This is a genomic window from Streptomyces sp. NPDC026672, from assembly GCF_040638185.1.
Lineage (GTDB): Bacteria > Actinomycetota > Actinomycetes > Streptomycetales > Streptomycetaceae > Streptomyces.
The window spans coordinates 156,436-170,616 of record NZ_JBEZXS010000015.1 but is presented as its reverse complement, the minus strand read 5'-3'; the positions used below and the strand labels follow the sequence as shown (position 1 = coordinate 170,616).

Sequence of the window (14,181 nt, the reverse complement as noted above, 5' to 3'; positions counted from 1 at the left end):
TGTTTGTTTTGCCCGGCGGGGTTACTGAAAGTAGCTGGCCGCCTTGAGGTCGCCGCCTCGGTAGTCGCCGCTGGCCTGGTTGACCTTGTGGCCGATGCTGACCAGCGCCGCGTGGATGGCGGCCGCGTCCGCGTCCCACTCCTTCATCTTCTGGCCGAACTGGTTCGCCGCCTCGCCCTCCCAGCCGCCGGCGACACGGACCACGGCGGCCTTCAGCGCCTGAAGGTCCTCTTCCAGCTTCTTGGCCTGGTTGCCGAGCTCCGTGGTGATCGCGTCGAGACCGCCGTACTTCACGGCGAGTTCGTCGTAGTGCACGTCAGCCATGCTTCCTCATCTCTTCGTTGGCTTCTGCGGGCCGCGGGCCCGTGTCACGCGGGGGCGGCGCTGCTCAGTAGCTGTTGAGGGCCGAGTTCGCTCCGCCGTACTGGACGTCGATGCTCTGCATCGTGGAGCGCACCGCGTCGTCGTTCTTGCTCGCGATCTTGCGGGTCTCGTTGATGTTGTCGAGGAACCACGTGAGCAGCCCGCCGATGTGCTTGACGCGCTCGTTGATCTCGACCTGCTTGTCGTTGAAGGCCTTGGCGCCGATGCCCCGCCAGCTCACCTCCATCGTGTCCAGGGTGCCCTGGAGGCTCTTGAGCTGCCCCTGGATGGACTCGTACCGCGTCACCATTTCCTTTTCGAGCGCGATGACTTCGCTGTCACTGAGCCGCTGGCCCGGTACCGCCATGGTCGGACTTCCTTTCGTGAGGTTTCCTGTCGCGCGCGGGCGTCAGGTCGTTCGCCGCTTGCGGGTCACGGCGAAGATTCCGCCGCCTGCTGCCACGACGACGAGTACGGCGCCGAGGATCACGTACAACTGCGTGTTGTCGTCGGACGAGTTCGCATTCGATCCTGCCGCCGTGGTCGCGCCGCCTGAAGAGTCCTTGGGCTCTTGTGACGAGGCTGATGCGGAGGAGGAGGGCTGGGAGGAGGCCCCGGCGACTCCGCTGCCGTTCTCGTAGCTGAGGGGGTCGGTGTTGGCGGGGCCCGGGTTGATGCCGCTGTTCTCCAGGACCTTGCGGGGGCGGACGAGGCCGTAGCCGAGGTAGTTGCTGCGCTCGTTCCGCGGCCAGCTGCGTCCGGCGGTGTCGATCAAACTGCGGAGAACCTGGTTCGCCGTCCAGTCGGGGTGCGCGGACCAGATGAGGGCGGCGGAGGCGGAGGCGATGGCGGTGGCGGCACTGGTACCACCGCCGTTGTCGCAATAAGAGCGGAAGGTCGCATCGCACCACTCCGGCAGGCCGAGGCCAGGAGCCGACAGGTCCACGTAGCGACCGTGTTCCGAATACTTGGCCACCTTGCCGTTCTTGTCCGCCGCAGCCACCCCCACGACGAACGGATACGCGGCCGGATAGCCGATGAAGTTCTTCGTCTCCGCGTCGTTACCGGTGGCGGCGAACATCAATTTGCCCTTGGATTCCGCGTACTTGACCGCTTTCTCCACATCCGGATCAACGGTGTCGCCGCCGAAGGACATGTTGATGATCCGCGCGTCCGTGTCGGCAGCTGCCTCGATGGCCTCTGCCGGCTCAATTGCGATCTTGTCCGAGTCTCCGGTGATATTCACGTGATACGGAACGATTTTCGCGCCGGGGGCCAAGCCCTTCAGGCCCCCACCGGCACCGGTACCGGCGATCAGTTCGGCCATCGTCGTCCCATGGCCGTCGATGTCGCTCGTCGCTCCACGCGCGGCCGCCTTCGGCACCTCGTCCACCAGCACCTGGCCCCTCAAGGACGAGGTGTTCGGGTTGACGCCGCTGTCCACGACAGCCACCTTGACACCAGTGCCCGTGCTGGTCTTCCACATCCCTTGAGCGTCCATGGGGTCCAGGTACCACTGCTTCGACTGAGTATCGGCAGCGACGGCGCTCGTGGCGAGCTCCGAGGACGTGACGGCGACTGCACCAAGTGCGGCGCACACGATGGCGATCCGCCTTCCGGTACGTCCCGTGAAGACCGCAGTCGATCGGCCCCGTCGGCTGGTCCCTGTCACCTGTAGATCCTCGCTTTTTCGTTCAGTCAGTCGCCGACGGCGTATCGCGTCGCCCAGTTCCGGACCGGCGTTCGCCCTTGTCGTCCGTGCGGTTCTTCCTGTGCTGACTGCCAGTTGAGCTCTGTGGCTTCCGCGCGTTGCCACCCGCCAGTCCGCCGCCCCTGCCTGTCGGGCTCGTGCCTGTGGGCTTGCCCACCACGCCGTCCGGGTTACTCGCCGGAGGACGAGCCTTTTGTCCCCCGCGTGTTTCAGCGGCGGAGTTCTGTGCTCCGATGACGCCCCGTTGCCCGGCCCTGCCCGCAGGCGTCCTCGCGCTGTTACCGCCTTCGGCGCCGACGACCGTACCCCGCGGCACCCTGCTCCCGCTTGCCTGTTTCGCGGGGTTGGCGGTGGGTCTGCCTCCGACAACACCGTTGCCGCGTGCCGCCCCCGTGGGACCGGCCGCCCCGCCGGCTCGACCATTCGCGGGGCCGCCTACCGTGCGCGGAGTACCACCGGTCACGCCACGCCCCATGGGCGATCGAGCCCCTGCGCCGTCACTGCCCCGGACACTCGACTGGGCGTTACCCGCAACGCGTCCGACCGGACCCGTGCCAGAGCGTCCAGTGACCGCACCGCTGGAGGTACCCGCACGTCCCTCGTTCGGAATCGGGGACTTGCTCGTGGAGATCGGGGACTTGGCTCCCCGGGCGCCGCCGATCGGCGACCTGCGAGCGACGGATCCTGCGAATGTCGGAAGAACAGCACCTGAAGCCAAGGGCGGCGTAGGCCCGCCGGTGCCAAGCACCGGGGATTGCGGAGTCGTCGCCGGTCTCACGGCCTCCTGCGGCGGCAAGGTACCGACACTGTCGATCTCCGTACCGAGATCCCGGGCCGGCTCGACGCGCGGATCGCTCTCGTGCTCGATCGATCTTGTGATCGTCTCCCCGGAATCCGGGTGACGGCTCACGACGCCGACAGGCTCGTGGTCAATCGGTTCCGGCCGATGGGTCGTCTCCGCCGTTACGCCGCTTCGCGGACCGCCCGGGGCCATCCAATTCCCGGTCGGCTTCGGCACCCCCACATCCGGCATCGCCTCGAACGTAGGGGGCTCCTGGGCCGCCAAGGTCTCTTCCGAGACCGCGTAGAAGGACGCCAGGCGGTTCATCTGGTTGATGGCTTCCTGGCGGTCCTTCTCGGCCTTGATCGCCGCCGCGTACTCCTCGTTGCTCGCCACCCGCGCCGGCGTCGGGATGTCGGCCGTCGTCTGCGTCGGGTCGGGGCGGGTGTCGCGGGGCGGCATCGCCGCGCGGACGGACGCGAGGCCCGTCGCCGCCGCCGTGATCTGGGTGCCGGCGACCTCCGCGAAGGAGGCGAGGTTGAGGGCGTGCAGGACGAGGTTGCCGCCCCAGTCACGGAAGGCCGTGCCGGACTCGCCCTCCCACTCCACCCAGCCGATGTGGCCGCGCAGTTCCTCGGCGGCCTCCTGGATGGCGTCGCGGGCGTCCCACAGGGCCTTGCCCGCCGTCTCCAGGTGCTCGGGGTTCGCCGAGTCGACCATGTCGATCATGTGGTTCAGGGCGTGGCCCTCGAAATCCGTCTTGCCGAAGAAGCGGACGGTTCCACCGAAAGGCATGATGTTCGCCACGGTGTTGACCATGTCGATCGCCCCGACCTGCGCCGTGGCCCGGTCCTGCTCCTCCTGGTGCGGAGTCTGCTGTTCCTTCTCACCGGCCACTAGAAGCCGCCCTCCGTCGCGTCGTTGCTCTTGGGCGCGGCCCCGCCCTTCTTGGCGGCCTCCGCCGCCCTCCGCGCCTGTTCCGCTTCCTCCTGCTGTCGGCCGATGTCCGTCTGGATCTCCCAGAACCGGCGTCGTTGTTCCTCGTCGAGGTTGCTGAAGTCGCCGTGGGCGCCGATGACCGCGATCTGGATGGCCTCGATCTGGAGGCCCAGGTTCTTGGAGAGCGTCGTCAGCCGTTCGTGGACGCGCTCGTACTGACTGTGCAGGCCCTTGGCCTCGCCGAAGCTCCCGGCGCCGCTGAACGACGCCGCGGAGAGGGTGTGCGTACCGATCTTGCGCGCGCTGCCGGGTGAGCCTTCGAACGTGGAGAGCACCGCGTCCACACGCTTCTTGAAGGTCCCGAGCGCCTCCAGGCTGGCCTTGAAGCCCCCCATGTCCGCAGGAAGCACGATGCCTTCCCTCCCCGTTCCCCGTTGGTGAAGCCGTCGGGTGACGCTCCGATGACTCCGGCTGACGTTGAGCGACGCACCCTTCGACCACTGTAGTCATTGTGTAAAAGGCGGCCAACTGAACTTTGCATTGGTTCAGTTACAAAGTTGTCGAGACACCGTCAGGAGGCCGGCCCAAGCTGCTCCCGGCTGCCTGCGGGCGGAGCCCGGCCAGGGGGTCTGAACAGGCGACTCTCCGGTCACGTAACACTCGCGAACTTCCGTCGTCTGCGTCGCGCGTCGCGTATGGCCACCGCCGTGCCGCCGAGGCCGGCGACGAGGACCACCGCGCCCACGGCCACGTACGTGGCGAGTCGGGCGTTGCGTTCCCGTGCCGTCTCGCCGAGTTGGAACCTGGCGGGCGTCGGAGCCTCGGGTCTGCGCAGTCCCGTCCCGGCGTCGGGGGACTCGATCGGGTGATCGTCCTCCGTGAGCGCGCGTACCGGGTCGACCACTCCCCAGCCCACGAGCCGGTCGTGGCCCGCGACGGTGCGTTCCGCGGTCTGCTCGATCTGAGCGACGACCTCGCGCGCGGTCCAGTCCGGGTGCCTCGCCTTGATCAGCGCGGCCACGCCCGACACGTACGGCGCGGAGAAGCTGGTGCCGTTGTCGGAACAGTGGCCGCCCTGCGGCACCGTGGAGATCATGTCGACGCCGGGCGCGGCCACGCCCACGAAGTCGCCGGACTGGGAGAAGGCGGCGCGCTCGTTGTTGCGGTCGGAGGCGGCGACCGCCAGCACGCCCTCGTAGGACGCGGGGTAGGTCTCCTTGACGTTGCCGCCGAGCCCGTCGTTGCCCGCCGAGGCCACGACCACGACGCCGGCGGCCAGTGCCCGGTCGATCGCCTGCTCCAGCTCGCTGCTCGGCCGCACGGCGTTCGACGTGTCCTGGGAGATGTTGATGACGCCGGCCCTGGCCTGGACGGCGTAGTTGATCGCATCGGTCAGGGTGTCCACGTTGCCGTGGCCCTCGGCGTCGTTCTGCTGGATGGGGATGATCGTGGCCTCGGGGGCGAGGCCGACGAAGCCGGTGCCGTCGGCGGGGCGGGCCGCGATGATGCCGGCGACCTTGGTGCCGTGGCCGACGGTGTCCGTCGTACCGTTCGCGCTGCCGCGTTCGATCGGGTCGCCGTTGTCGTCCTTGAGGTTGCGCGGCATCAGATTGCGGCCGCTCTTGACGTCCACCGCGTCCTTGAGCTGTGGGTTCCGCACGTCCACACCGGTGTCGATGACGGCGACCCGGACGTTCTTCCCCTTGGACCGGCTCCACAGTTCGTCCAGGAGGACACGTTGCAGGGCCCAGGGGCGGCCGGGGTACTCCCCGTTGGGGAACGTGCAGTTCTCGGAGTACGGGCGGCCTGCCGCCACCGCGGGGGACGCTCCCGGGACGACGGCCGTCGCGGCCACCGCCGCGGTCGCGGCCGCCAGCGCCGCCGCACGGCGCGGGCGGAAGGAGCGAAACGAACGGAACGAACGGAACGAACAGAAGGAGACGAGCGGGTGCGGCATGTTTCTCTCCCTCTACGAACCCTGTGGCTGGCGTGCCGCCGACGTCGACAGGCGCGGGCCCGTGGGCAGGAATTCCGACCAGGTGGCGGGGATCGGCGCTGGGGCGACGTTCTTGTATCCCAGCCGGGTCTGCGCCTGTTCGGCCTCCTGCTGGAGCTGCCGGCGCTGTTCGGCCGTGGTGCCGATGCCCGCGTCGTCGGTGGCGCTGTCCGCGTTGGACTGGAGCACGTAGCGCAGGCCGGTGTCGGTGACGAGGAAGACGGGGCCCGCCGTGGTCTCCTCGCCCTGGAACTGCCGGTAGAGCTGGCCGGAGCCGGGCGTGACGTAGGCGCTGGAGGAGCCGGTGGGGAGCCTGGCCGGGAAGTCGGTGCCGGCCCAGGTGCTCAACGTGGTCGCGCCGGTACGGGAGTTGACGTCGCGCAGGACGTTGCAGACCGTGCTGCGGCTGCCGGTCGCGCCCGACGCCTCGTTGACGGGCACGGGCGAGGCCGTGGGCCAGTGGTGCTCGGTGCCGAACGCCTTGCCGGGGACGAGCGCGCCGGGGCTCATCTCCTTGGCGTGCCCGGCCTGGCCGAGCAGGGCCAGGTCCTCGCTGAACAGCAGCAGTTGGGCGATGAACGCGGAGACGGGGGCGACCCGGCCGGGCAGGACCACGTAGTACTGCTCGGTGTTGCTGTCGAGCGCCTTGAGGACGGTGCCGACCTTGTCGGTGGCCGCGTCCAACTGGCCGGGCGCGTGCGCCGTTTCGCCCGGCTGTCCCTCGACGCGGGGGAACGTGACGGGGTCGCCCCGGTGCAGTGTGGCCAGCCATTCGCGGGAGACGCGCTGGGGCTCGCGGCCGGAGCCGACGACGGCGCGCAGCAGCAGTTCGTCGTCCTTGTCGACGGGGTACGCGGTGCCGCCGGCGTCCACGACGGAGCGGCTGCCGTCCGGGCCCTCGACGTACAGGAGCTGACCGCCCCTCAGCCGGCCCTTGCCGTCGGTCGCCCGCATGTCACGGGGGGCGAGGACCAGGGCGGCCTTCTGGATGGACTCGCCGCCCGCGCCGGGGCGTTCGCACACGGCCCAGCGCTTGGCCGTGCCCGCCTCGGACGACGGGGGCAGCCGGTCGGGCGCGTACGGGATGCCGATGGTGACGCCGTGCGGGATCCTGCCGCTGTCGAGGACGGACTCGGAGACGGTGACAACGTCGCCCTGGCTCTCGTCCAGGAGGAGCTTGGCGGAGGCCATGTTGAGGACCGGGTGCAGCTGGAGCTGTCCCTCGGTCTTCAGGACGACGTACCGCGTGGTCGACTTGTCGGCGATGATCACCTTGGCGCCGGGGGTGTTCCACCCTTCGGGTGCCGTCGGTTTGAACATGCCCCACGCCCCGAACACGGCCATGACGACGACGCCCACGAGGATGCCGGGCAGCAGGGCGCGCAGCGGCCGGGGCGCCCCCTCCTCCGAACCGTCGGGCGAGGACTGGAGGAAGGCCGCGAGCATGCGGCGCTTCGCGAAGGTGTAGGCATTGAGCTGGTCGCGCCGGGATGCCATCTGTGCCTGTCTCTCCCCGTGTCTGGCCTGGGACGTGTGCGGGCGACGTGCATCCCGCCCTCGATGTCGGACCGGCCCCCTACTATGCCTGGTATCCGCGGTGACGTGCGGAGCGGGTAGGGTACCCGGGCCCTCAAGGGCCCTGTGCGGTGCGGGAAGACCGCCGGTTTGTGAGCAGAACGGGGGGATGGAGTGATGGCTTCGGGAACGCGCACCCGGTCCCGTGACCGGTCGGGGGCGCAGGGCTCGCCGGCGTCGCGGACGGGGTCGCCGCGCGGCCGGTCGGCGTCGGGCGCGCTCCACCTCCGGGGCCGCTCGGACCAGGTCGGGGCATTCCGGTTGCAACGTCTGGTGCTGCTGGAGCTCGCGCTCGCCGCGCTGCTCGTCGGCTGGGCGATCGGCCCGGTGGCGCTGATGGCGGGCGGTGTTGTCGCCGTGGCCCTGGTGCTGCTCTCCTTCGTGCGCCGCCGCGGGCGTTCCGTGCCCGAATGGCTCGGTATCGCACGGGGGTTGCGGGCACGGCAGCGCCGCGCCGAGAACGTCGTGATACCTCCGGGCACGGAGCCGGGACTCGCTCCGGCCCTGGAGTGCGACCCGAGTCTGCGAACGTACGCGTACGGCGGCCGGGACCGCAGGCCCGTCGGCATCGTGGGTGACGGGACGTTCGTCACCGCTGTGCTCCAGGTGGAGGCGGACGCCACCGCGCTGCGGGCCGAGCGCAACCGTCGTCCGCTGCCGCTCTCCCTGGTGCACGACGCGCTGGAGGTGGACGGCGTCCGCCTGGAGTCGGCGCAGGTCGTGCTGCACACCCAGCCCGCGCCCGCGCTCCACCTTCCCCAGCAGTCCGTGGCCGTCGCCAACTACGCGCCGCTGCAGGAGCGGACGGGTGCGCCGGCCGTGCGCATCACGTGGATCGCGCTGAAGCTCGATCCCGAGCTGTGCCCGGAGGCCGTGGCCGCGCGCGGGGGCGGCCTCGCCGGGGCACAGAAGTGCGTCGTGCGGGCGGCGGACCACCTCGCGAGCCGGCTGACGGGTGCCGGATTCCGGGCGACCGTGCTCGACGAGCAGGAGCTGATCGCCGCCGTCGCCACGTCGGCCTGCGCCAATCCGCTGGTGACGGCGGAAGTGGGGCGGACGGAGGCGCGGGAGCGGCGCACGGAGGAGTCCGGCCGGAGCTGGCGGTGCGACGACCGCCGCCACACCACGTACTGGATCCGCCGGTGGCCCACGCTCGGCGGTGAACGGGCGCCGTCGATGCCCCAGTTCCTCGCCCTGGTCACCGCCGTTCCGGCGCTCGCCACCACCTTCAGTCTCACGCTGGCGCGCGGGGAGCGGCAGGAGGTGTCGGTGTCCGGGCACCTCCGGGTGACGGGCAGCAGCGACGACGAACTGACGGCCGCGCGCCGCGCGTTGGAGGCCGCCGCCCGTCACACGGGTACGGGACTCGCCCGCCTCGACCGGGAACAGGTGCCCGGCATGCTCGCCACTCTGCCCCTCGGAGGTGCCCGGTGACCGCCATGCCCGCACGTGCGGCGCAGCCGCCCGCCGACCGTGCCGAGGAGCGGCCCAGTGATCGGCAGGGGGCCCGTGAACTGCTGCGCAGGGGCTTCGGGTTGATCGGTCCCCGGCACGCCCGGCACACCGTCTCCGTGGAGGGCCTCGACACGCTCGCCCTGCCCATCGGGGACGACGGCGTGGTGATCGGGGTGGACGCGGAGGGCCGGCCGGCGGTGCTGGGGCTCAACCGGCCCACGCCGTACGACGTGCTCCTCATCGGAGGTCTGTGGACCGCGCAGGTCATCGCCCTGCGGGCGGCGGCCACGGGGGCGCGGGTCGCCGTGGAGACCGGACGCCCGCAGGCGTGGATGCAGATGGTCCACGCGATGGGCGGCGGGCAGAACGGCCTGGCCGTGTACGACGTCGGACGGGTCCCCCCGCAGGGGACGTCGGCCGGAACCCCCGTGCTGGTGGTGCGGGACTGCGGCATGCGGCCACCGCGCGGGCGCGTCGTCGCCGGTCCCTGGCAGGCGGTGCTGACCCTGCTGCCGTATCTGAGCCCGGTGGCCCCGCGGTTGCTGCGGCAGGCGCAACTCGTCGGGGTGCAGCGGATCTCCCCCGACGAGACCCTGGAACTGGGCCGTACGATCGCGCTGCCCCAGGCCGAGATCGAGTCCCTGCCCGGTCTCGCGGACGGCCTCACCCTGTGGTGCACGGACCACGACCGGCAGTACGTGCTGACCCAACCCACCGACGCCGAGGTCGGATTGCTGGGCATGCCGCGCAGGATGGACTGAACCGGCCCGCGCGCGACGCGAATCGAGTGCGTGCCGGTCCTCTGTCTCGCTCGCCTGTGCGGAACTGAGCGTGTTATCAGTCGGTTTCCTTGCCGATGACACATTTCGTACGTCGTTTACGGGCCGTTTGTGATGCCCTGGGCGGGCGGTGAGGGGCGGACGGGCCTGCCGCGTCCGGCGATGCGATGACTAGGCTGGTGTTCGGCGCGATGCCGGAAACCCGTGGACAGGGCGTCGGCGCTTCAGGGGAGCCGGTGGATCGGTCGACCTCGAACGACCAAGGACGACGAGTGTGGGTCGCCCCGGCACGGCATGAGGGTGCTCGACCACTTCAGGAGGAACTGTGAGCAGCGACCGGGACGGGACGCGCGGGGGCTGGGCCACACCCGGCGATGACCAGCCCGACGCGGAGACCTCCATCGAGACGACGGGCGAGTTCACGATCGATTACGCACCGCCCGCGTGGTACACGCAGAACACGGCGGAGGCGAAGAAGAAGGACAAGGCGGAGCCCTCGGCCCCCGGGGCGCCGTTCACTCCCCCACCGCCTCCGGCGGCTGCGCCCGAGGCCGCTTCGGCTCCGCCGGAGAACGACGGGTTCGAGCTGCAACCGCCGGAGGCCGAGGCGCCGGTGGCGTCGGAGGAAGGCGAGTCCGGCAGCGGTCAGCCGGAGAGCGGCGCGACGATGCGGTTCTCCGCGGGCGCGTTGCAGCGGGAGATCGCCGAGCGCGCGGCGGCCGAGGACACGGACCGTGCGGATGCCGACGAGCCTCGGGGAGAGGCCGAGTCGGACACGGAGGACGCCGAGAACACGGCCGACGACAGCACGGAGGGGGACGCGTCGGCGGAGTCGGAGACCCCGGACGCCGTCACGGCCGACGCCGAGCCCGAGGAAGAGGAAGAGCCCGGACCGGCTGCGGACTCAGCGCCGGAGGACAGCGCGGAGCAGGACAACACGGCGGAGGACGGTTCCGCCCAGGACAGCGCGGCGCAGGACACGGCCTCGCCCGCGCCACCCACGCCTCAGGACACCCCTGCCCCGGAACCCGAAGAAGCCGAGCCCGCCACCGCGCAGGGCACTGTACCCACGGCTCCGGACGACACCCCCACACCGCCCGCCGCACCCGCCACACCGCCCGCCGCACCCGCACCCGCACCCGCACCCGCACCCGCACCCGCACCCGCACAGGCTGCGCCTCCCGCCCCGCACGATGCCGCACCCCCGGCGCCGCCCGCACCCCCGGCGCCGCCCGCTCCCTGGGCTCCCCCGCCCGCCGCACCGCAGGGCGGGGTGCCTCCGCTGCCGCCGACGTACCAGCCCGCGGCACCGGCGGCGGCCGGCCAGTGGCCCGCGCAGGGGATGCCGCAGCCTCCGGCGACCCCTCCTGCGGCCGGGGCCGATCAGCCCGAGTCCGCGGCGCCGCAGTCTCCGCCCGCCGCCGGGCCCGGTCAGCAGCCGCCGTTCCAGCCGCAGGCACCGCAGCCCGCGCCCGCCGCATGGAACCAGCCCCCGGCCCCGGCCGGTTACGGCTTCCCGAACCCCACGACAACCGGTCCCGTTCCCCCCACGCCCCCCGCACCCGCACCCGCGCCCCACCAGCCCCCGACCCCCAACGCCCAGCCCGGCTACGGCTTCCCCCAGCCCCCGGCCCCCAACGCCCAAGCCGGATACGGCTTTCCGCCCCCGGGCGAGCAGCCCCCCACCCCGGCCGCACCCAACACCCCGGCGGGTTACGGCTTCCCGCAGCCGAGGCCGCACAGCGACAACACCCCCACCCCACAGGGCCCCCCGCCGCCACCGACCCCCAACCCCCAGCCGGGCCACGGCCACCCGCAGCCCCCGGCCCCCAACCCGCAGGACGGCTACGGCTTCCCTCCCCCCGGCACACCCGCACCGCCCGCACACCAGCAGCCCCCGACCCCGGCCGCGCCCCACACCCCCGCCGGCTACGGCTTCCCGCAACCCGGCCCGCAGGGCGACAACTCCCCGGCGCCTCAAGGACCCCCGCCCCCACCGGTCCCCAACCCCCAGGCCGGTTACGGCTTCCCCCAGCCCCCCGCGCCCAACGCGCCCCACGCCCCCGCCGGGTACGGCTTCCCGCAGCAGGCCGGTGCCGGTTCGCAGCCCGACCCCTCTGCCCAGGCGCCGCAGGCACCCGCGCCGCAGGCACCCGCACAGCCACCCGTAGACCCCCGTGCCGGTGCCGCCTGGCCGCAGGCCGTGCGGCACGATCAGCGGCAGCCGGTCAATCCGGGGGCCGCGCCGCTCGGGTACACCGCTGCCGTGGAGCTGTCCTCCGACCGGCTGCTGAACAACAAGAAGCAGAAGGCGAAGAGCGGGCGCCCGACGGCCGCGTCCTCGCGGTTCAGGATCGGCGGGAAGAAGGAGGAGGCCGAGCGGCAGCGCAAGCTGGAGCTGATCCGCACGCCCGTGCTGTCCTGCTACCGCATCGCGGTCATCAGTCTCAAGGGCGGTGTCGGCAAGACCACGACGACCACCGCCCTTGGTTCGACGCTCGCCACCGAGCGGCAGGACAAGATCCTCGCGATCGACGCGAACCCGGACGCCGGCACCCTCGGCCGACGTGTGCGCCGGGAGACCGGGGCCACCATCCGCGACCTCGTCCAGGCGATCCCGTACCTCAACTCGTACATGGACATCCGCCGGTTCACGTCGCAGGCGGCCTCCGGGCTGGAGATCATCGCCAACGACGTCGACCCGGCGGTGTCCACGACGTTCAACGACGAGGACTACCGGCGCGCGATCGACGTGCTGGGCAGGCAGTACCCGATCATCCTCACCGACTCCGGCACCGGTCTGCTCTACAGCGCCATGCGCGGTGTGCTCGACCTCGCCGACCAGCTCATCATCATCTCCACCCCGTCGGTGGACGGCGCGAGCAGCGCCAGTACGACGCTGGACTGGCTGTCCGCGCACGGCTACAGCGATCTGGTGTCGCGGTCCATCACCGTGATCTCCGGGGTTCGCGAGACCGGCAAGATGATCAAGGTGGAGGACATCGTCAGCCACTTCGAGACGCGCTGCCGGGGTGTGGTGGTGGTGCCGTTCGACGAGCACCTGTCCGCCGGTGCCGAGGTCGACCTCGACATGATGCGGCCGAAGGTGCGGGAGGCGTACTTCAACCTCGCGGCGATGGTCGCCGAGGACTTCGTACGCCACCAGCAGTCGCACGGGCTGTGGACCAGTGACGGCAATCCGCCCCCGGTCGCGGCCCCGCCGATGCCGGGCGGCCCCGTGCCCGGGCAGCCCCATCCGGGCCAGCCCCAGCACCAGTCCCCGTACCCGCCCCACCAGCAGCCGTACCCGCAGGTCCCCGGGCAGCCGTACCCGCAGCCCTATCCGCCGCAACCCGGCCAGCCGGGTCAGCCCGGCCAGGCGTACCCGCCGCAGCATCCCCAGGGGCAGCCGCCGTACCCGCCCCAGCAGTAGGCGGCGGGGCAGGAGCCCGATACGAACGACGAAGGGCGGCCGGTGCGCGAGACGCGCCGGCCGCCCTTCGTCGTGTCCGTGCGGGCGTTCAGTCCTCCGCCGCGATCAGCTCACGGCACCGCTTCACGTCCATGGCCATCTGCTCCAGCAGGGCTTCGAGGGACTCGAACTTCGCCTGGCCGCGGACGTACGCCAGGAAGTCGACGGCGACGTGCAGTCCGTACAGGTCGAGTCCGACGCGGTCGATGGCGTACGCCTCCACCGTGCGCTCGGTGCCGTCGAACTGGGGGTTGGTGCCGACGGAGATGGCGGCCGGCATCACCTCGCCCTGCGCGTGCAGATACCCGGCGTAGACGCCGTCGGCCGGGATCGCGGTGTGCGGGAGCGTCTCGACGTTGGCCGTCGGGAAGCCCAGGTCGCGGCCGCGCTGCGCGCCCCGCACGACAACACCCTCCACCCGGTGCGGGCGGCCCAGGATCTCGCGGGCGCCCGCGACGTCGCCCTCGGCGACCAGGCGCCGGGTCAGGGTCGAGGAGAAGGGCTCGCCGCCGCCCGCCTCACCGGTCACGTAGAGGTCGACGACCTCGACCTCGAAGTCGTACGTCCGGCCCTGCTCGGTGAGGTACTCGACGTTTCCCGCCGCCTTGTGGCCGAAGCGGAAGTTGGGGCCCTCGACGACCGCCCGGGCGTGCAACTTGTCGACCAGCACCTTCACCACGAACTCGGCCGGGGACAGCTTCGAGAACTCGGTGGTGAAGGGGAGGATCAGGACCGCGTCCACGCCCAGCTCCGCCATGAGCTCGGCCCGGCGGTGGTGCGGGGCGAGCAGCGGCGGGTGGCTGCCGGGGCGGACGACCTCGCTGGGGTGCGGGTCGAAGGTGACGACGACCGAGGGGACGCCCCGCTCGCGGGCGCGTTCCACGGCATGCTTGATGATCAGCTGGTGGCCGCGGTGCACCCCGTCGTAGGAACCGATGGTGACGACGCTGCGTCCCCAGTCCTCGGGGATGTCCTCCAAGCCACGCCAGCGCTGCACTGTGACCGCTCCTCGAACCATTGTCCGTATTTCCCTTGACCGCTTACGCAGCTCTAAGGGTGCCATGCCGGGCCGCCGGGACAGGCATCGGGCGGGCATCGGCACCAGGCTGT

General features: G+C 71.5%; 11 protein-coding genes. 3 read left to right on the top strand and 8 right to left on the bottom strand.

What is annotated here, in order from left to right; translation table 11 throughout:
* Positions 1 to 21: 21 nt before the first annotated feature.
* From AB0F77_RS19680 to eccB, 7 genes are all read right to left on the bottom strand, one after another.
* On the bottom strand, positions 22 to 324 hold the full coding sequence (locus AB0F77_RS19680) for a WXG100 family type VII secretion target (protein WP_361949785.1): 303 nt from the start codon (positions 322 to 324) through the stop codon (positions 22 to 24).
* Between the two features lie 64 nt (positions 325 to 388).
* Entirely contained in the window at positions 389 to 730 is a 342-nt protein-coding gene (locus AB0F77_RS19675; RefSeq protein ID WP_361949782.1) for a WXG100 family type VII secretion target, read from the bottom strand.
* A 42-nt stretch (positions 731 to 772) separates the two neighbouring features.
* Positions 773 to 1,849: a S8 family serine peptidase gene (locus tag AB0F77_RS19670; protein WP_361949779.1), complete on the bottom strand. Its 1,077-nt coding sequence runs from the start codon at positions 1,847 to 1,849 to the stop codon at positions 773 to 775.
* Between the two features lie 208 nt (positions 1,850 to 2,057).
* Positions 2,058 to 3,752 (bottom strand): hypothetical protein, encoded by a 1,695-nt coding sequence (locus tag AB0F77_RS19665; RefSeq protein ID WP_361949776.1) that lies wholly within the window; start codon positions 3,750 to 3,752, stop codon positions 2,058 to 2,060.
* Positions 3,752 to 4,204, bottom strand: coding sequence for a hypothetical protein (locus AB0F77_RS19660; protein ID WP_361949773.1), 453 nt, complete (start codon positions 4,202 to 4,204; stop codon positions 3,752 to 3,754). The genes AB0F77_RS19665 and AB0F77_RS19660 overlap by 1 nt, the downstream gene beginning before the upstream one ends.
* 239 nt (positions 4,205 to 4,443) lie before the next feature.
* Entirely contained in the window at positions 4,444 to 5,751 is a 1,308-nt protein-coding gene (mycP, locus tag AB0F77_RS19655) for a type VII secretion-associated serine protease mycosin (RefSeq protein ID WP_361949770.1), read from the bottom strand.
* 12 nt (positions 5,752 to 5,763) lie between these two features.
* Positions 5,764 to 7,287 (bottom strand): type VII secretion protein EccB, encoded by a 1,524-nt coding sequence (gene eccB, locus AB0F77_RS19650; protein ID WP_361949767.1) that lies wholly within the window; start codon positions 7,285 to 7,287, stop codon positions 5,764 to 5,766.
* A 195-nt stretch (positions 7,288 to 7,482) separates the two neighbouring features.
* Here eccB and eccE point away from each other — a divergent pair, with 195 nt between their 5' ends.
* The 3 genes from eccE to AB0F77_RS19635 all read left to right on the top strand — a co-directional run bounded on the left by eccE (position 7,483) and on the right by AB0F77_RS19635 (position 13,032).
* Positions 7,483 to 8,799: a type VII secretion protein EccE gene (gene eccE, locus AB0F77_RS19645; RefSeq protein ID WP_361949764.1), complete on the top strand. Its 1,317-nt coding sequence runs from the start codon at positions 7,483 to 7,485 to the stop codon at positions 8,797 to 8,799.
* Between the two features lie 5 nt (positions 8,800 to 8,804).
* Complete coding sequence (locus tag AB0F77_RS19640) at positions 8,805 to 9,581, top strand: hypothetical protein (RefSeq protein WP_361949761.1); 777 nt, start codon at positions 8,805 to 8,807, stop codon at positions 9,579 to 9,581.
* Between the two features lie 343 nt (positions 9,582 to 9,924).
* The gene (locus AB0F77_RS19635) at positions 9,925 to 13,032 is read left to right on the top strand and encodes an SCO5717 family growth-regulating ATPase (protein WP_361949758.1); all 3,108 of its coding nucleotides are present in this window, start codon (positions 9,925 to 9,927) and stop codon (positions 13,030 to 13,032) included.
* Positions 13,033 to 13,120: 88 nt separating this feature from the next.
* On the opposite strand, the gene AB0F77_RS19630 is transcribed toward AB0F77_RS19635, so the two are convergent.
* A complete protein-coding gene (locus AB0F77_RS19630) occupies positions 13,121 to 14,068 on the bottom strand; it encodes a bifunctional riboflavin kinase/FAD synthetase (protein ID WP_361949755.1) in 948 nt (315 codons plus the stop codon).
* Positions 14,069 to 14,181 lie beyond the last annotated feature (113 nt).